The sequence below is a fragment of the Nitrospirillum pindoramense genome, assembly GCF_007827955.1.
Taxonomy (GTDB): domain Bacteria; phylum Pseudomonadota; class Alphaproteobacteria; order Azospirillales; family Azospirillaceae; genus Nitrospirillum; species Nitrospirillum amazonense_B.
This window is the reverse complement of the sequence record NZ_VITR01000004.1, coordinates 260,045-276,861: the sequence shown is the minus strand read 5'-3', so window position 1 is coordinate 276,861 and position 16,817 is coordinate 260,045. Positions and strand designations below refer to the sequence as shown.

Sequence of the window (16,817 nt, the reverse complement as noted above, 5' to 3'; positions counted from 1 at the left end):
GCTGCCACCGGCCGGCCGGCGCGGCAATGCCGGTTGATGAAGTCGCGGATCTGCCCGTATTCAATGTTGGTCGGTCGGTTGCCCCATCCACCGCCGTTTGCCCGAACCCGTCAGCAGGGTGGCCGCCACCCCGTAGGCGTTGTGCGCCGGGCATATTGGGCAGGCCAGGAAGAGGGGGCCGCGACCCACACGGCAGCGGGAGGCAGATCCGTTGGTAGGATCACGAGGACGGGATGGACGTCAGCGTGATAGGCCAGCCATGCCAGCCGACAGGGCTGATTGACCGGCTTGCGCGGTGCCGAAAGATGGACGCGGCCGCAGCCCGTGCCGGTAAATCTGCTGGATCAGGTCGCGGTGGCGGGGAAGGGCGGCCAGGGCTTGCGCCGTACCCGCGCGGATGGCCGCGAAATGCCGGCGGGCCTCATCCTTATGGCGGAAGGCGCCCGCCTGGGCGGCGAGGTCGGTGCCATATTCCATGCCATACAACACGAAGCGCCAACTGGCCTCGCTGAAGGTGTCGAGGTTGAGGTCGAAGTCCAGCCCTTCCGGTGGGCGATGGCGCCAGCGGTCGAGCAGGTCACGCAGCGTGTCCGGCGTTGTGGCGGCGTCGGCGTTGTCGCGCCAAAAGGCGGTGTCGGTGCGCCGGGTCAGGCAATAGTGCAGCTTCAGGAAGTCCGCCGCCCGTTCATAGCGCTGCCGCATGATGCGGTTGAACTGCCGCGCTGCCGTGACCATGTCGCCCGCCCAGGGGAACAGGCTGCTCAGCAGCACGGCAGCCACTTCGATCATGACGATGCCGGTTGATTCCAGGGGTTCGAAAAAGCCGCCGGATAGGCCGATGGCCACGCAATTCCCCACCCAGGGCTGCGGGCGGAAGCCCGCCTCGAAACGGAAGGTGCGGGCCGCCTTGTCGGCCGCGGCCGGTCCGATATAGTCGCGCAGCACCTGTTCGGCCCGCGTGTCGTCGGTATGGTCGGAGGAATAGACGTGGCCGGTCCCGCGCCGGCTCTCCAGCCCGATGTCCCAGGTCCAGCCTGCTTCTTGCGCTGTGGAGATGGTGTAGCTGGGGATGGGGGCGTCCGGCCGGTCGTAGGGGACCTGCAAGGCCACCGCGCGATCGCAGAACAGCCATTGCCGGCAGGACTGATAGGGGGATTTCAGCGCCTGCCCGATCAGTTGGGCGCTGAACCCGGTGCAGTCGATGTAAAGGTCGGCGGTGAGGCGACCGTTCCGGTGCGTCAGCACGCCGGCGATGGTGCCATCCTCCGCCAGGGGAACGGCGTCCACGGTATCGACGACATGACGCACGCCCAGGTCGATGGCCACGGTGCGCAACAGCCGCGCGAACTTCACGGCGTCGAAATGATAGGCGTAGTTCAGGGCCCCGGCGTAGTCCGCCTCGCCAGGGCGTTTGGGGGCTAGGCTGGCATCGGCCACGCCCTTCTGCACCGTCACCGCCGTGTCGATCCCGATGCCGTCATCGGCACAACCCAGAAGCCAGTACGGCAGCAGGTCCATCCCCTCGGGGGTGATGGCGGATTCGAAGGGGTGGAAATAGTGGCTGCGGCCGGGGGTGTCGGGGGGGCGGACCCAATGGTCGAAGCGGATGCCTTGCTTGAAGGTCGCCTCGCTCTCGCGCATGAACACCGACTCATCGATGCCGATGCGGCGCAGCGTCCGCTGGATACTGGGGAAGGTGCCTTCGCCCACGCCCAGGATGCCGATATCGGGGGATTCCACCAGGCTGATGCGGGCACCGCCGGGCTGGGAAATGGCCAGCGTGCGGGCAAGGTAGGCGGCCGCCAGCCAGCCGGCGGTGCCGCCGCCGACGATCAGCACGTCGCGGACGGGCGGTGACCCGGCGTCCTTCGAACCCATGCTCTGCGTCGTCATTCCGCCCTCCCCATGATGGCCGAAACCCCCGGCCCATGACAGGCCGGGGGTTCGGTTACCAACGAACGATCATCCGCAGGCGGAGGATCAGTAGTTGAAGCGCAGCACGGCGCTGTAGCGGCGGTCTGCCACGAACCAGCTGCGACCGTATTGCTGGTCACCATAACCCATCAGCGTCTTGGTCACGCTGTTGGTCAGGTTCTGCGCTTCGAGCGTCAGGGTGATGTGATCATCGAAGCTGTACGCGATCGAGGCGTCCAGCGTGCCGTAGTCATCCGCGAAGATGGGCAGGTTGTAGGTGACCGTCTGGCCGGCGGCGTTGGTGTAGGTGCCGTTGGTGCCATTGGCGGTCGGGGTCAGCAGGTACTTGCTGCGCCAGGTGTAGGCGAGGCGGGCCGAGATCGGGCCTTTCTCGTACATGCCGGTGATGTTGTAGTTGTAGCGCGACAGCAGATCCACCGGCAGGCCGGTGATGCGGTTGCCCAGCATGTCGTAGGACAGGTCGCCGGGGCTCTTGCTGTAGATGTAGGTGAAGTTGGTGTCGATGCCCAGGCCGTCGAACGGGGCCGGCAGGAAGTCGAAGAACTTCTGCAGACCGATTTCGGCGCCCTTCACATAGGCGGGTTGGGCGTTGAAGTAGCCGCTGACCGCCGCCGTCATGGTCTGGGTCGCGCCGCCCGGCAGGGCGAAGGGCACATTCACCGACGTCACGCCGTAGGAGATGTAGTCCTTGATCTGCTTGTAGAAGCCGGCGACGTGAACCTGGCCGCCGTCGGGCATGTACCACTCGGCGGAAACGTCCAGGTTGTTGGCCAGCTGCGGCTTCAGGTTCGGGTTACCCGAGGTCGCGGTGGCACCGGTGATGACGTGATTGGTGTCGGTGGTCAGGCTCAACGAACCCGAGGCGTTCAGGTTGTTGAAGCTGGGGTTGGTCATGTTCTGGTAGGCGGCGAAGCGCAGGTGCACTTCGTCGTTCGGCATGAACTGCACGTTGAACGAGGGCAGGGCCATCAGGCTGTTATGGCCGCCATTGTTGGCGGTATAGCCGCCGGGCAGGTCCGCGGTCGCCCCGTTGTACAGGATCTGGCCGGTGGGCTGCTGGATATAACCCTGGCTGCTGTTCTCGTTGTTGACGATGCGAACGCCGAAATTGCCGTTCATCTTCCAGCCGCTGCCGAAGAGATTGTCTTCGCCGAAGCGGGCCATGGCGTAGGCGGATTCGGTACGGGTCTTGGTATGCGACAGGTTGGCGATGGTGTAGGTCACCGGGGCCGTGTTGTCACCCGCCAGGCCGTACAGCTGGTGGATCTTGGTCAGGCTTTCGGGATAGCTCTCCAGCAGCGACCAGGCCGGGAACACCGTGGTACCGGGCAGGGTGGTGGCCCCCCGGAAGAAGTTGCTGAAGCCCGAGACGTTGATGTCGCTGGCCGCCGCCGTGTTCAGGTACTTCCAGGAGGAGGAGGGGTTCCAGGTCGGGGTCAGGCCGGTCCAGTTGTAGCCGGTGACATCGTCTTTTTCCGTCCGGTCGGCGAAGCGGGCGCCCACCTTGAACGAACGCAGGAAGCCGCTGTCGGAGACGTGATAATCGGCGTCGCCCGACCACGCCAGCTCACGGCCGATGTGGTTTTCCAGGTGGTCCATCGTCGCGTACCAGATGTAGCGCGACGGATCGGCCAGCTGCGACGGGTTACTGACGCTGATGACCGGCAGGTCGCCCGTCAGGTTGATGCCGTAACTGGGCACCGAGGTCTGCGAGAACAGGTCGATGCGCTGCTGCTGCGACTGGGAAATCGCGTACTGGAAGTCGGAAGTGATGGTCCAGTTCTTCGTCGGCGTCCACTTCATGCCCTGCGACAGGTCGGTGGTGACGTTGTGCTGGTTGGTCAGGCCGGGGTTGGCCAACGCCGTGCTGCCGCCCGACTCACCGGGAAGCTGCAGCGGGTCGGAGGCGGTGGAACTCAACTGGTTGGAGCTGAGCAGGCCGCCGTTGGAACCGAAGACGCTGTTGCTGCCGGCGGTGACGTTGACGGAGTTGCTGCCCTGGTTGTAGACGCCGGCTTCCTTCGACTTGCTCCAGTAATCGGAGCGGAAGCCCGTCTGGTAGAAGGTCAGGTCGTTGTTGGGCGACCACTCCAGGGATTCGTAAGCGCCCAGCCGCTTGCGGTCGAACGTGCCCGAGCGCCAATCGAAGCCGCCGGGAACGTAGACGTTCTTGCCGTTGTAGGTCTGGGGGAAATAGGGCTCGACCTGGATGGTGTCGTGGCGGGTGCTGATGTCGCTGTAGGCGACGCTCGCCATGGCGCCGATCTCGCCGATGCTGGTCATCCAGCGGTTGGCGTACAGCAGCGAGCCGCCCGGCTTGGTCTGCTTGATGAAGTCGCCATAGTCCGCCGACACGGAGCCACTGAAGGTCTGGTGATCATAGTCGAACGGCATCTTGGTGCGCAGGTTTACCGACCCGCCGATACCACCCTCGATGACATCGGGCGAGCCGCTCTTCAGCACGTCGACGCCAGCCAGCAGTTCCGGCGGCACGTCCTCGAACAGCAGCGCGCGGCCGCCATTGGCGCTGAAGGCTTCGCGGCCGTTCAGGGTGCTGCTGACCTGGGACAGGCCGCGCACGGTCACGCCGGAGCCTTCGACCGAGTAGTGGTCGGGGTCGCCGACGGCGGCGAAATGGGTGATGGAAACGCCAGGGACGCGCTGCAGCACCTCGGTGACGCTGTTGTCCGGCAGCTTGCCGGCGTCATCGGCCGAAATGCTGTCCAGGATCATGTCGGCGGCGGCCTTGCGCTTGGCGGCGTCGGACACGGCGAAACGCTGCCCGCTCACGACGATTTCCTGCAGCTCGTCATCCGCCGCAGCCGCGGTCTGGGCTTGGGCGAAGGAAGCGGCAGACAAAGCGCCGAGAACCAGCACGGACGCACCGGCCAGCACAAAGGAACGATAGGAATTCTGGGGCCAACTCATGGCGTTTCCCTTCCCTGGGTATCTTATTTATCGCGGGTCGAAGGGCCCGCGCGCTTCACCCCGGCCGCCGCGTTTGGTGCGTCACGCCGTAGTCATATAAATGCATATGGAGATTCATGCGGGCCTGCAATGGGAGAATGGTAGCGCTCACATGAAAAATGGTACCGGTCCCTTTCTTGTCGCGGTGGATTTTAAAAAAACCAAATAAAAACAAAGGGTTCAATTTTAAGTTGGTGTTGCGCTTGAGGCACAGGTTGCCCATTCCGGCCCCTTTTGAGCCGCTGTCGCTTTATTGCGCGGGGCTGTGAAGCTGCGGCGTATTTGACCGTCCGGGCAGGAAAATGAAGTATGCTATTTCATTGAATCTTCGTGAATATTTCAGCCCGTCGCCCTCTGATTGCTTCAAATTTCCGGGCGAGGGGCGGGGCTTGGTGGCTTCGCTGTTGATGGAGCTGCGGGCCATCGCCAGAAGGCTGAAATGCCGGAAGTGCGCACTCAGAGGTAGCAAAAGCCATTGCTCAATAATTGTGCATTTTTGCGAGGATCATAATTGGCTGATAAATAGGGGAATTGCTGATGCTGTGGCGGCACCCGCCATCGTCTCCGCGGGGGCGGATCTAACGGATCAGGGGGGCGCCCCATCACTTGATCAATGCGATGACGTCGCGGAAGCGGGGGTGGGAGGCACTTTCCAGCCATTCGAACAGGGCCATCTCGGTGGTGATGATGTCAGCCCCGTGTCGTTCCAGGCGGCGCAAGCCAGCCGCCTTGTTTCCGGCTGTGCGGGAACCCACGGCATCCTCCGCCACATGAACCTGCCGCCCCGTGGCCATCAGCCCCAATGCCGTCTGCAGCACGCAGACATGGGCCTCGCATCCCGCCAGGATGACGGCGTGATCGGCGGGCAGATGCTCCGCCAGGACGCTGGTGGCGTCGAAAGCCATCTTCGTCGCCACCGATGCGGACTCCGGCGCGAGATCCGGGACCGTCGGTCCCAGGCCCTTGGGGTTCTGCTCCGTGAACACAACCGGCACGCCCATCATGCCGGCGGCGCTCACCAGGCGGCGGGTGTTGGACAGCACGACATCGGCATCCAGGATGGCCGGGATCAGGCGGGCCTGCAAATCGATCACCGCCAGCGTACTGCGGGTTGGAATGAGACGGGGCACGGGCGACGCTTCTCGCTCAGATGACAGGCGGCTCCACTATGGCGGCGGCCGCAGTCCTCAGGCAAGGAGACGGTCGGTTGATAACGGTAACAGCGATAGTGGATTGATTTGATACTGTTGACGCGTATGATCCGCGCGTATCGTCTTGATCATATAAATATGCTCGTTGTAACGCTTCTGGCCATGTGCCACAGGATCGTTCCGACCGGGACGGCAAGCGCGCCGATCTTCAATAATCAGCTATGGGCTTGGGAGGGCCTGCCAATGACAAGCGTTCCGGATAACCGCGTTCTGAAAATGGCCCTGCGCTCCATGGCCCTCGCCGTTCCGCTGCTGGCGGGTTTCACCCCCATGACCCATGCGGCCGAGGGGCGGACCGAGATGCCGCGCCTGGTGCGGGAGGAGGGGCGGTACGCCCTGATGGTCGATGGCGCGCCTTACCTGGTGCTGGGCGCCCAGGCCAACAATTCCAGCAATTGGCCATCGGTGCTGCCGCAGGTTTGGCCGGCCGTGGAACAGGTGCAGGCCAACACCCTGTTCATGCCCATCGCCTGGCAGCAGATCGAGCCCAAGGAAGGCCAATTCGACTTCAGCTTCCTCGACACCCTGCTCGCCCAGGCGCGGGAGCATAAGAAGCATTTGGTGCTGCTGTGGTTCGGCACCTGGAAGAACAACAGTCCGTCCTACGCCCCGGATTGGGTGAAGCTGGACAACGACCGCTTCCCCCGCGTGGTCAGTGCCAAGGGCGTCATGCGGGGTTCGTTGTCGCCGCTCGCCCCCGCCACGCTGGAGGCCGACAAAAAGGCATTCGTCACCTTCATGCGCCATCTGAAGCAGGTGGACGGCCAGCAGCACACGGTGCTGATGGTGCAGGTGGAGAATGAGACCGGCACCTACGGCGCCGTCCGCGACTTCCGGCCGGAGGCGCAGAAGGTGTTCGAAGGCAAGGTTCCGGCCGATCTGGTCAAGGCGCTGAACAAGGGTCCCGGCACCTGGAAGGACGTCTTCGGCAAGGACGCGGATGAGTTCTTCCACGCCTACTTCACCGCCCGCTTCGTCGACCAGGTGGCCGCCGCCGGCAAGGCCGAATATCCCATCCCCCTTTATGTGAACGCGGCCTTGCGCGACCCGTTCAAGGACCAGGACCCGTACACCTATTCCAGTGGCGGCCCCACCTGGAACGTGCTGGATATCTGGAAGGCGGCGGCGCCCAGCATCGATCTGATCGGGCCCGACATCTATGACCGCGGCTATGATTTCTACGTCAAGACCCTGGAACAGTATAAGCGGCCGGACAACGCCCTGCTGGTCGCCGAAACCGGCAACGACGCCGTCTATGCCCGCTATGTCTTCGCCACGCTGGGGCACCAGGGCATCGGCTTCGCGCCCTTCGGCATCGACTATACCCGCTACGTGAACTACCCGCTGGGGGCGGCAAAGATCGACGCGGAGTCGCTGGAGCCCTTCGCCATGAACTTCAAGCTGCTGGGCGCGATCAACCGCCAGTTGGCGGCCCTCAGCCTCAAGGGCAAGGTTTGGGGGGCGTCCGAGCCGACGGCCGACCACAGCAACACCCTGGACCTTGGCCCCTACAAGGCCACGGTCAGCTATGGCTTGCCGCAGTTCGGTGACGCCAAGCCCACGGGCAATGAAAAGCCCTGTGGCGGCGTGGTCATCGCCGAGTTGGCGCCCAATGAATATCTGGTGGCCGGCTATCATGCCCGCGTCGACTTCTCCCAGGCCGTCAAGGCCGGCAAGAACGGCTACATGATGGCCAGCGTGGAGGAGGGGCACTTCGACGATAGCGGCAAGTGGGTGTTCGAGCGTCTTTGGAATGGCGACCAGACCGACTACGGCCTGAACTTCACGTCGACACCCCAGATATTGAAGGTGCGGTTCGCCACGTATTGACGGGCTGTCCCGGTCAAGACGGTCTCAAGGACAGGCCCCTGCCGCCGCCCAGACTTTGGCGCCGCGGCAGGGCGTCTTGCCGACTCGCCGCTTCGCGCTCGGGTCGATTTGCCGGCCTCCGCCCTTGTATTGGCGCCGCTTTAATCGGCGTTTACCATGTAAAGCTGCATCAAGTCGCCGTAGGCGCCATTGGCGATGCCCGTTTTACACAAAACGGTCAGCAGGCGATTGCGCAAGTCCCAATGGTACTGCTATCACCGATCCAAACCGGCAGTGTATGCGCGGGCCCGATAAGGCGGAGCAGGAAGCGTATGGAAAAGCGGCGTGGGCGGAGTTCGCAGGGAGTCACCATTCGTGAGGTGGCGGCGCGCGCCGGCGTTTCCCCGATGACGGTGTCCCGTGTCATCAATAATGAGAACAATGTCACGCCGGCCACCTCCGCCGCCGTGATGGCCGCCATCCAGGAATTGAAATACACGCCCAATCCAGCGGCGCGGCGCCTCGCGGGGTCCGAAACCTTCCGGATAGGCCTGCTCTACAGTAATCCCAGTGTCGCCTTCCTGAGCGAATTCCTGCTGGGCGCGCTGGATGAAAGCAGCAAGACTGGCCACCAATTGGTGGTCGAGAAATGCGGCGCCACCGCCGCCACCGAAAAGGCGGCGCTGCAGAAGCTGTTGCAGAGCGGGGTGGACGGCATCGTCCTGCCGCCGCCCTTGTGCGAGGCCAAGAGCATCCTGGCGGACATCGCCAAGTCCGGCGTCGCCGCCGTGGCCGTGGCCGCGGGGCAGCCGGGGCCGGATGTCGCCACCGTACGCATCGACAACTACAAGGCCGCCCACCGCATGACCCAGCACCTGCTGTCGCTGGGTCACCGCGCCATCGGCTTCATCAAGGGCCACCCCAACCAGACCGTCAGCGACCAGCGCCTGCACGGCTTCCTGGATGCCTTGAGCGAGGCGGGTCTGGACCCCAGGGCCGCCCCGATTGAGCAGGGCTATTTCAACTACCGCTCCGGCTTGGCGGCGGCGGACAAGCTGCTGGCCCTCGAGCCACGGCCGACGGCCATCTTCGCCGCCAACGACGATATGGCCGCCGCCGTGCTGGCCACGGCCCACCGCCTGGGGCTGAACGTCCCTGTCGACCTGTCCATCGCCGGTTTCGACGACACGCTGATCGCCGGCACCATCTGGCCGGCCCTGACCACCGTGCGCCAGCCCATCGCCGCCATGGGCCGCGCGGCGGTCAGCATGCTGCTGGACGAGATGAAGCGCCGCCGCGGCGGTGGAGGCGGGACGCCGGCGCAGCAGCTGTTGCGCCATACGCTGGTGGAACGGGAGTCGACCGCCGCGCCGTCCAAGCCGTGAGCCCTTGCGGCCGGTGCCCGGGACAGGTGGTTTCCGGCGGAGTCGGGGGCGAAACCTTCGTGCGTATGCCTTCGAAATCCGGACTGGTATGGTAACGTCGCCTTGACAGCGCTTCTCGCTGGCCTCTAATGTTAGCGTTAACAAGGGCCGCCTGGCGATAATGCACCTTGGGAGGAGTTCAAGAGATGGGGTACCCGGTCGACACGCCGGTGCAGACTGCGCACGACAGCATTTTTCCCGAGGACAGCGCCAACGCGGTTCTGCTGGGCCGTATCGATGCGGGCGAGGGCCCGACGCCGGTCCTGATCCGCAACGGTGAGATTTTCGACCTGTCGGGCGTGGCCCCGACCGTGTCCGACTTGATGAACCGGCTGGAACCGGGGCAGATCCCCGAAGGCAAGAGCATCGGCCGCGTCGCCGATTGGGACCTGAAGCCCACTTGGGCCGGCGGGCAGGCCGTTGCCCCCGGGCGTGCCAAGCTGCTGACCCCGATCGACCTGCAGTGCATCAAGGCCGCAGGCGTCACGTTCGCCGTGTCCGCGCTGGAACGCGTGATCGAGGAGCGGGCGCGTGGTGATGCGGGCAAGGCCCTGGAAATCCGCCAGGCCCTGTCTTCCCGCGTCGGCACCGACCTGCGCCTGGTGAAGCCCGGTTCCGAGAACGCCGCCCGCCTGAAGGAGGCGCTGATCGCCGACGGGCTGTGGTCGCAGTACCTGGAGGTCGCCATCGGCCCGGACGCCGAGGTGTTCACCAAGGGCCCGACGCTGTCGGCCATGGGCTGGGGTGTGGAGATCGGCGTGCGCGCCGACAGCCATTGGAACAACCCGGAGCCGGAAGTGGTGATCCTGTGCGACGGCCAGGGCCGCGCGCGTGGCGCCACGCTGGGCAATGACGTGAACCTGCGCGACTTCGAAGGCCGCAGCGCCCTGCTGTTGTCCAAGGCCAAGGACAACAACGCGTCCTGCGCCATCGGTCCCTTCGTCCGCCTGTTCGATGAGACGTTCACCATGGACCACGTGCGCGAGGCCGTGGTGCACCTGAACGTCACCGGCGAGGATGGCTTCGTGCTGGACGGCAAGAGCACCATGTCCGAGATCAGCCGCGACCCCCTGGACCTGGTCGGCCAGACCCTGAACAAGAACCATCAATATCCCGACGGTTTCGCCCTGTTCCTGGGCACGCTGTTCGCCCCGGTTGAGGATCGCGACGCTCCGGGTCGTGGCTTCACCCACAAGACGGGTGACATCGTCACCGTGTCCAGCCCGCGTCTCGGCAGCCTGGTCAACAAGGTGGTGCCGTGCCATGAGGCGGCGCCCTGGACCTTCGGCCTGACCGAGTTGATGCGCAATCTGGCTCGCCGTGGCCTGCTGAACGGGTGATGCCGCGCGCGTCACCCATCCAAACCAATTCTTTTAGGCCTGAAATACATCATGACGCACGCCATCTATCCTAGCCTGCGGGGCAAGCGGGTCGTTGTCACCGGCGGCGGCTCCGGCATCGGCGCCGCCATCACCGAGGCGTTCGTCCGCCAGGGGGCCCAGGTTTCCTTCCTGGACATCGCGGAAGCTGACAGCCGCGCGCTGGAACAGACCCTGGCCGAAAGCGCTGACCATGCGCCCAAGTTCTACAAGTGTGATCTGACCAACCTGGATCAGTTGAAGGCGACGCTGGCGGAAGTGCAGAACGCCGGCGCGGTGGACGTGCTGGTGAACAATGCCGCCAACGACGACCGCCACACCATCGAGCAGATCACGCCGGAATACTGGGACAACCGCATGGCGGTGAACCTGCGGCACATGTTCTTCGCGTCCCAGGCCGTCGTGCCGGGCATGAAGGCGCAGCGCAGCGGCGCCATCATCAACTTCGGTTCCATCTCCTGGCATGTGGCCCTGCCGGAACTGCTGATGTACCAGACCGCCAAGGCCGGCATCGAGGGGCTGACCCGCTCGCTGGCCCGCGACCTGGGCGAGCACAACATCCGCGTCACCTGCGTGGTGCCGGGCGGCGTGCGCACGGAGCGCCAGATGCGCCTGTGGCACAATCCGGAGGAAGAGGCCCGCATCCTGTCGCAGCAGTGCCTGAAGGAGCGTGTGGACCCGCCGCACGTCGCCGCCATGGTGCTGTTCCTGGCCTCTGACGATGGCCGCATGTGCACCAGCCACGAATACTTCGTCGACGCCGGCTGGCGCTGAGGAGGTTGCCCCGTGACCGTGGAACCCCGCTGCATCTGGGCTTTGGGCGCCACCTTGGGGGAGGGGCCGGTATGGTCCCCCCGTGATCAGGCCCTGTGGTTCGTCGATATCAAAAAGCGGCATATCCACCGTTTCCGCGCCGCTGACGGCAGTACCCGCAGCTTCGACGCGCCGGATCAGCCGGGCTTCGCCCTGCCGCGCGCCGGGGGCGGCCTGATCGTGGGCCTGCCGGGGAAGCTAACCCGTTTCGATACCGAAACAGGTGTGTTCGAGCCCCTGGTGGCGGTGGAGTGGGATCGGGCGGGCAACCGCCTGAACGACGGTTTCGTCGATGCCCAGGGCCGGCTGTGGTTCGGTTCCATGGATGACGCGGAAGAAGCGGCGACCGGCGCCCTCTATTCCTGGACCGGGGCACTGAAGCGCCATGTCGATGGCATCGTCATCACCAACGGGCCCTGCACCAGCCCGGACGGGACCACCTTCTACCATACCGACACCCTGGCCAAGACCATCACCGCCTATGACCTGTCCGCCGGCGGTGCGCTGGCCAACGGTCGCCTGCTGATCACCATCGAGGACGGCGCCGGCTGGCCCGACGGAACGGTGGTGGACGCTGACGGTTGCCTTTGGGTCGGTCTGTTCGGTGGCTGGGCCGCCCGGCGCTATTCCCCGGCGGGGGAGTTGTTGCAGGTGGTGCGCTTCCCCTGCGCCAACATCACCAAGCTTGCCTTTGGCGGGGATGACCGCCTGGATGTTTACGCCACCACCGCCGCCAAGGGCCTGAGCGACCAGGATCGCGCCGCGCAACCACTGGCTGGCGGCTTGTTCCACTTCAGGGCCACCGTGCCGGGCCTGCCCCCGGCGGAGATCGCGTATGGTTGACCGTTCCTCCCAAGACCGACCGGCTGTTCGTTTCCGTTCCCGTGACTGGTTCGACGCGCCGGACCGGATCGACATGACCGCGCTCTATCTTGAGCGCTTCATGAACTACGGCATCACCCCGCAGGAACTGCGCTCGGGCAAGCCCATCATCGGCATCGCCCAGACGGGCAGCGACATCTCCCCCTGCAATCGTATTCACCTGGATTTAGCCAAGCGCGTCCGCGACGGTATCCGCGACGCGGGCGGCATTCCCATGGAATTTCCCGTCCATCCCATCTTCGAGAATTGCCGCCGGCCCACGGCGGCCATGGACCGGAATCTCGCGTACATGGGCCTGGTGGAAATCCTGTATGGCTATCCCATCGACGCCGTGGTGCTGACCACCGGCTGCGACAAGACCACGCCGGCCGGCATCATGGCCGCCAGCACGGTCGACATCCCGGCCATCGTCCTGTCCGGCGGTCCCATGCTGGACGGCTGGCATGAGGGCGACCTGGTGGGTTCCGGCACCGTCATCTGGCGCAGCCGCCGCAAGTTGGCCGCCGGTTTGATCGATGAGGAGGAGTTTCTGGACGCGGCCGCGTCGTCGGCGCCGTCCGCCGGCCACTGCAACACCATGGGCACGGCCAGCACCATGAACGCCGTGGCCGAGGGCCTGGGCCTGTCGCTCACCGGGTGCTCCGCCATTCCGGCCCCGTACCGCGAGCGCGGGCAGATGGCGTACGAGACGGGCCGCCGCATCGTCGACATGGCCTATGAGGACCTGCGCCCCTCCAAGATCCTGTCGCGTGAGAGCTTCCTGAACGCCATCAAGCTGGTCGGCGCGCTGGGTGGCTCCAGCAACGCGCAGCCGCACATCAACGCCATGGCCCGCCATGCCGGTGTGGAGCTGACGGCCGACGATTGGCGCATCCATGGTTATGACGTGCCGCTGCTGGTCAACATGCAGCCAGCCGGCAAGTACCTGGGTGAACGCTTCCACCGCGCCGGTGGCGTGCCCGCCGTGATGTGGGAGCTGCAGCAGGCGGGCAAGCTGTTCGACAAGGCCATGTCGGTCACCGGCCGCCCCATCGGCGAGAACCTGGAAGGCCGGGAAAGCCACGACCGGGAGATGATCACGCCCTACAGCCAGCCGCTGAAGGAACGCGCCGGCTTCCTGGTGCTGAAGGGCAACCTGTTCGACTTCGCCATCATGAAGACCAGCGTGATCTCGGAGGAGTTCCGCCAGCGTTACCTGAGCGAGCCGGGCCGGGAAGGCGTGTATGAGGGCCGGGCCATCGTCTTCGACGGGCCGGACGATTATCACGAGCGCATCAACGACCCGGCGCTCAACATCGACGAACGCTGCATCCTGGTGGTGCGCGGCGCCGGCCCGCTGGGCTTCCCCGGCTCGGCCGAGGTGGTGAACATGCAGCCGCCGGATGCGCTGTTGAAGGCGGGCATCACCAGCCTGCCCACCATCGGCGACGGCCGCCAGTCCGGCACCTCGGACAGCCCGTCCATCCTGAACGCCTCGCCGGAGAGTGCCGTGGGCGGTGGGCTGGCGTGGCTGCGCACCGGCGACACCATCCGCATCGACCTGAACCAGGGCACCTGCGACATGCTGGTGGACGATGCCGAGATCCAGAAGCGCAAGGCCGATGGCATTCCGGCCACCCCGCCCAGCTATACGCCGTGGCAGGAGATGTACCGCCAGACGGTGGGCCAGTTGGACAGCGGCGGCTGCATGGAGCCGGCGTTGAAGTATCGGGGTGTCGTGGCCCATCCGCCGCGGCACAACCATTGATGTGAAGCTTCCTGGCGCCCGCTGCCGAGAAGTCGGGCGCCGGAGGTGATCTGAGGTGCAGGGGCGTCCCCGTTCCAGGTGGAGTGGGGGCGCCTCGCTTTAAGACAAACGGCGGGCCGGCGTGGCCCGTCTGGGGAGGAATGAATGGGCAACAAGCAAGGCGCACTGTCGCTGACGACGGGCCTGACACTGATCGCCACCCTGGGCGGTCTGTTGTTCGGGTATGACACCGCCGTCATCTCCGGCGCGATGGCCAGCATCGACATCAATTTCATCAAGCCGTTGAACCTCACGGAAACGGCGCATGACAGCCTGAAGGGCCTGACCATTTCCAGCGCCCTGGCCGGTTGCGTCGTCGGCGGCCTGATCGCCGGCAAGATGGCCGACCGTTTCGGCCGCAAGCCGACGCTGATCGTCGCCGCCCTGATGTTCCTCATCTGCTCCCTGGGGTCGGCCTGGCCGGAATTCGGCCTGGGCACGATCGGCCAGATGGGGCCGGACGCGCTGACGCCCTTCAACATCTACCGCATCATCGGCGGCGTCGGCGTGGGCATCGCCTCGCTGGTTTCCCCGCTGTACATCGCGGAGATCGCGCCGGCCGAATCCCGCGGCCGTCTCATCTCCTTCAACCAGATCGCCATCGTGGGCGGTATGGTGGGCGTGTACTTCGTGAACTGGGCCATCGCCGGCCTGGGTGACGAAGCCTGGCTGCACAGCACCGGCTGGCGCTGGATGTTCGCCTCCGAAGGCATCCCATCGCTGCTGTTCGCCCTGCTGCTGCTGCTGGCGCCCGATACACCGCGCTATCTGGTCATGCAGCGCCGTGACAACGAGGCCTTGGCCGTGCTGAAGCGCCTGGGTGGCGCCACCGATCCCAAGGTCACCTTGGTTGAGATCGAGGAAAGTCTGGTCGTGACCAACGAACGCCTGTTCGCGTTCGGTGGCCTGGTGGTGTTCGTCGGTATCCTGCTGTCGGTCTTCCAGCAGTTTGTGGGCATCAACGCCGTGCTCTACTATGCCCCTCAAATGTTTCAGAACATGGGCATGGATACCAACGCCTCCCTTTGGCAGACGGTCATCGTCGGCATCGCCAACGTCGCCTTTACCCTGGTCGCCACCGTCTCGGTGGATCGCCTGGGGCGGAAGCCGTTGCTGATCGCGGGCGGCTTGGTCATGACCGTTTCCATGCTGGCGCTGGGCACGATCTTCGCCACTGGTCAGGCGGGTCTCGCGGCGCTGGTCGCGATGCTGGTCTATATCGCCGGCTTCGCCTTCTCGTGGGGTCCGGTGGTCTGGATCCTGCTGGCTGAGATGTTCCCGAACGCCATCAAGGGCAAGGCTTTGGGCATCGCGGTCGCGGCGCAGTGGATCGCCAACCTGGTGGTCACCTGGTCCTTCAACGTCATGGACGGCAATTCGGTGCTGAACGCCCATTTCCACCACGGCTTCGCCTACTGGATTTATGGCGTGTTCAGCCTGCTGTCCGCCCTGTTCGTGTGGCGCTTCGTACCGGAAACCAAGGGCCGCAGCCTGGAGGCCATTCAGGAGCTGTGGACCCACAAGCCGCTGCATGACGTCGCACAACAGGTGAAGGCTGCCCGGTCATGATCCGATCCTTCGGGACGACCAGGGATGGTGCGCCGGTCCGGGCGGTAACGCTCGGGCCGGCGGACGGCCTGCAGGCGGAGGTGCTGACCTTCGGCGGTATCCTGCGACGCTTGTCCGTTCCCGGCCCCAAGGGCCGGCGCGATCTGGTGCTGGGTCTGCCGGACGTGGCGGCCTATGAGAATGACCCGGCCTACCTGGGCTGCCTGGTGGGGCGTTACGGCAATCGCATCGCCAACGCCCGTTACACCTACCAGGGCCGGACCGTGGAATTGGCGCCCAACGAGGGCGCCAACCAGCTTCATGGCGGTCCCAGGGCCTTCAGCCGTAGGGTCTGGCGCCTGCAGGACTATCAGGTCGGGGCGGAGTCCCGCCTGGTGCTGGGGCTGACGTCGCCGGACGGCGACAACGGCTTCCCCGGCACCCTGGAGGTGACGGCGGAAATCATCGTCGCCGGTGGCGACCTGACCCTGCGCTTCACCGCCATCGGTGACGCCGACACGCCGGTCAGCCTGACGTGGCATCCCTATTTCAACTTGGCGGGCGATGCGCAGGTGGCGGCGGACCGCCAGATGCTGCGCCTGCGCTCGCAACATTTCCTGCCCGTCGGGCCCGGCCTCATCCCCACGGGTGCGTTGGAGCCGGTAGCGGGCACGGCCTTCGATTTCCGCCGGCCGCGCCTGTTGACGCCCCGTCATAACCACCCGCAGATCTTCCAGGCCGGTGGTTACGACCATTGCTTCGTCCTGGATGGGGAGCCGGCGCCGGACGAGGCGGCGGACTGGGCGGCGACGCTGTCCTCCCCCGACAGCGGCGTCAGCATGCGCCTTCACACCGACCAGCCATCGGTGCAGTTCTATGGCGGCCAGGGATTGGCGTCGCAATATCCGGGCCTGGGCACCGGCGTCTGCCTGGAGCCCCAGGCCTTCCCGGACGCGCCCAACCAGCCGGGTTTTCCCGACGCCATCCTGAAGGCGGGCGACCGCTACAGCCGGGTGATGCGCTTCAGCCTCAGCTGGTAGCGACATGTTGACAAGGGGCGTCC

General features: G+C 65.3%; 12 protein-coding genes. 8 read left to right on the top strand and 4 right to left on the bottom strand.

The genetic code is table 11. The features are described 5' to 3' along the window. Positions 1-240: 240 nt before the first annotated feature. From FBZ90_RS08445 to FBZ90_RS08430, 4 genes are all read right to left on the bottom strand, one after another. A complete protein-coding gene (locus FBZ90_RS08445) occupies positions 241-1,893 on the bottom strand; it encodes a tryptophan halogenase family protein (protein WP_211101949.1) in 1,653 nt (550 codons plus the stop codon). A gap of 87 nt (positions 1,894-1,980) precedes the next feature. Beyond that, on the bottom strand, positions 1,981-4,863 hold the full coding sequence (locus FBZ90_RS08440) for a TonB-dependent receptor (RefSeq protein WP_145730950.1): 2,883 nt from the start codon (positions 4,861-4,863) through the stop codon (positions 1,981-1,983). Positions 4,864-4,918: 55 nt separating this feature from the next. Further along, a complete protein-coding gene (locus FBZ90_RS08435; RefSeq protein WP_145730948.1) occupies positions 4,919-5,125 on the bottom strand; it encodes a hypothetical protein in 207 nt (68 codons plus the stop codon). 379 nt (positions 5,126-5,504) lie between these two features. Beyond that, on the bottom strand, positions 5,505-6,032 hold the full coding sequence (locus FBZ90_RS08430; RefSeq protein WP_145730946.1) for an isochorismatase family protein: 528 nt from the start codon (positions 6,030-6,032) through the stop codon (positions 5,505-5,507). A 264-nt stretch (positions 6,033-6,296) separates the two neighbouring features. Here FBZ90_RS08430 and FBZ90_RS08425 point away from each other — a divergent pair, with 264 nt between their 5' ends. The 8 genes from FBZ90_RS08425 (at position 6,297) to FBZ90_RS08390 (ending at position 16,794) form a co-directional block, all read left to right on the top strand. Continuing rightward, complete coding sequence (locus FBZ90_RS08425) at positions 6,297-7,943, top strand: DUF5597 domain-containing protein (RefSeq protein ID WP_186455669.1); 1,647 nt, start codon at positions 6,297-6,299, stop codon at positions 7,941-7,943. 311 nt (positions 7,944-8,254) lie between these two features. Continuing rightward, positions 8,255-9,307 (top strand): LacI family DNA-binding transcriptional regulator, encoded by a 1,053-nt coding sequence (locus FBZ90_RS08420; protein ID WP_145730944.1) that lies wholly within the window; start codon positions 8,255-8,257, stop codon positions 9,305-9,307. Positions 9,308-9,492: 185 nt separating this feature from the next. Continuing rightward, on the top strand, positions 9,493-10,686 hold the full coding sequence (locus FBZ90_RS08415) for a fumarylacetoacetate hydrolase family protein (protein WP_145730942.1): 1,194 nt from the start codon (positions 9,493-9,495) through the stop codon (positions 10,684-10,686). Positions 10,687-10,737: 51 nt separating this feature from the next. After that, on the top strand, positions 10,738-11,499 hold the full coding sequence (xylB, locus tag FBZ90_RS08410; protein WP_145730940.1) for a D-xylose 1-dehydrogenase: 762 nt from the start codon (positions 10,738-10,740) through the stop codon (positions 11,497-11,499). Positions 11,500-11,511: 12 nt separating this feature from the next. Continuing rightward, positions 11,512-12,381 (top strand): SMP-30/gluconolactonase/LRE family protein, encoded by an 870-nt coding sequence (locus FBZ90_RS08405; RefSeq protein WP_145730937.1) that lies wholly within the window; start codon positions 11,512-11,514, stop codon positions 12,379-12,381. Continuing rightward, positions 12,374-14,167 (top strand): IlvD/Edd family dehydratase, encoded by a 1,794-nt coding sequence (locus FBZ90_RS08400; protein ID WP_145730935.1) that lies wholly within the window; start codon positions 12,374-12,376, stop codon positions 14,165-14,167. Before FBZ90_RS08405 ends, FBZ90_RS08400 begins: the two co-directional genes overlap by 8 nt. Positions 14,168-14,311: 144 nt before the next feature. Continuing rightward, positions 14,312-15,775: a D-xylose transporter XylE gene (gene xylE / locus FBZ90_RS08395; RefSeq protein ID WP_145730933.1), complete on the top strand. Its 1,464-nt coding sequence runs from the start codon at positions 14,312-14,314 to the stop codon at positions 15,773-15,775. Beyond that, positions 15,772-16,794, top strand: a complete 1,023-nt coding sequence (locus FBZ90_RS08390; RefSeq protein WP_145730931.1) for an aldose epimerase family protein — start codon at positions 15,772-15,774, stop codon at positions 16,792-16,794. The genes xylE and FBZ90_RS08390 overlap by 4 nt, the downstream gene beginning before the upstream one ends. Positions 16,795-16,817: the final 23 nt, after the last annotated feature.

What these genes read in the sequence shown, in the direction of transcription:
- xylE (WP_145730933.1), top strand. Translation starts at nt 14,312, where the DNA reads ATGGGCAACAAGCAAGGCGCACTGTCGCTGACGACGGGCCTGACACTG.
- FBZ90_RS08390 (WP_145730931.1), top strand. Translation starts at nt 15,772, where the DNA reads ATGATCCGATCCTTCGGGACGACCAGGGATGGTGCGCCGGTCCGGGCG.
- FBZ90_RS08425 (WP_186455669.1), top strand. Translation starts at nt 6,297, where the DNA reads ATGACAAGCGTTCCGGATAACCGCGTTCTGAAAATGGCCCTGCGCTCC.
- FBZ90_RS08420 (WP_145730944.1), top strand. Translation starts at nt 8,255, where the DNA reads ATGGAAAAGCGGCGTGGGCGGAGTTCGCAGGGAGTCACCATTCGTGAG.
- FBZ90_RS08445 (WP_211101949.1), bottom strand. Translation starts at nt 1,893, where the DNA reads ATGACGACGCAGAGCATGGGTTCGAAGGACGCCGGGTCACCGCCCGTC.
- FBZ90_RS08435 (WP_145730948.1), bottom strand. Translation starts at nt 5,125, where the DNA reads ATGGGCAACCTGTGCCTCAAGCGCAACACCAACTTAAAATTGAACCCT.
- FBZ90_RS08440 (WP_145730950.1), bottom strand. Translation starts at nt 4,863, where the DNA reads ATGAGTTGGCCCCAGAATTCCTATCGTTCCTTTGTGCTGGCCGGTGCG.
- xylB (WP_145730940.1), top strand. Translation starts at nt 10,738, where the DNA reads ATGACGCACGCCATCTATCCTAGCCTGCGGGGCAAGCGGGTCGTTGTC.
- FBZ90_RS08400 (WP_145730935.1), top strand. Translation starts at nt 12,374, where the DNA reads ATGGTTGACCGTTCCTCCCAAGACCGACCGGCTGTTCGTTTCCGTTCC.
- FBZ90_RS08415 (WP_145730942.1), top strand. Translation starts at nt 9,493, where the DNA reads ATGGGGTACCCGGTCGACACGCCGGTGCAGACTGCGCACGACAGCATT.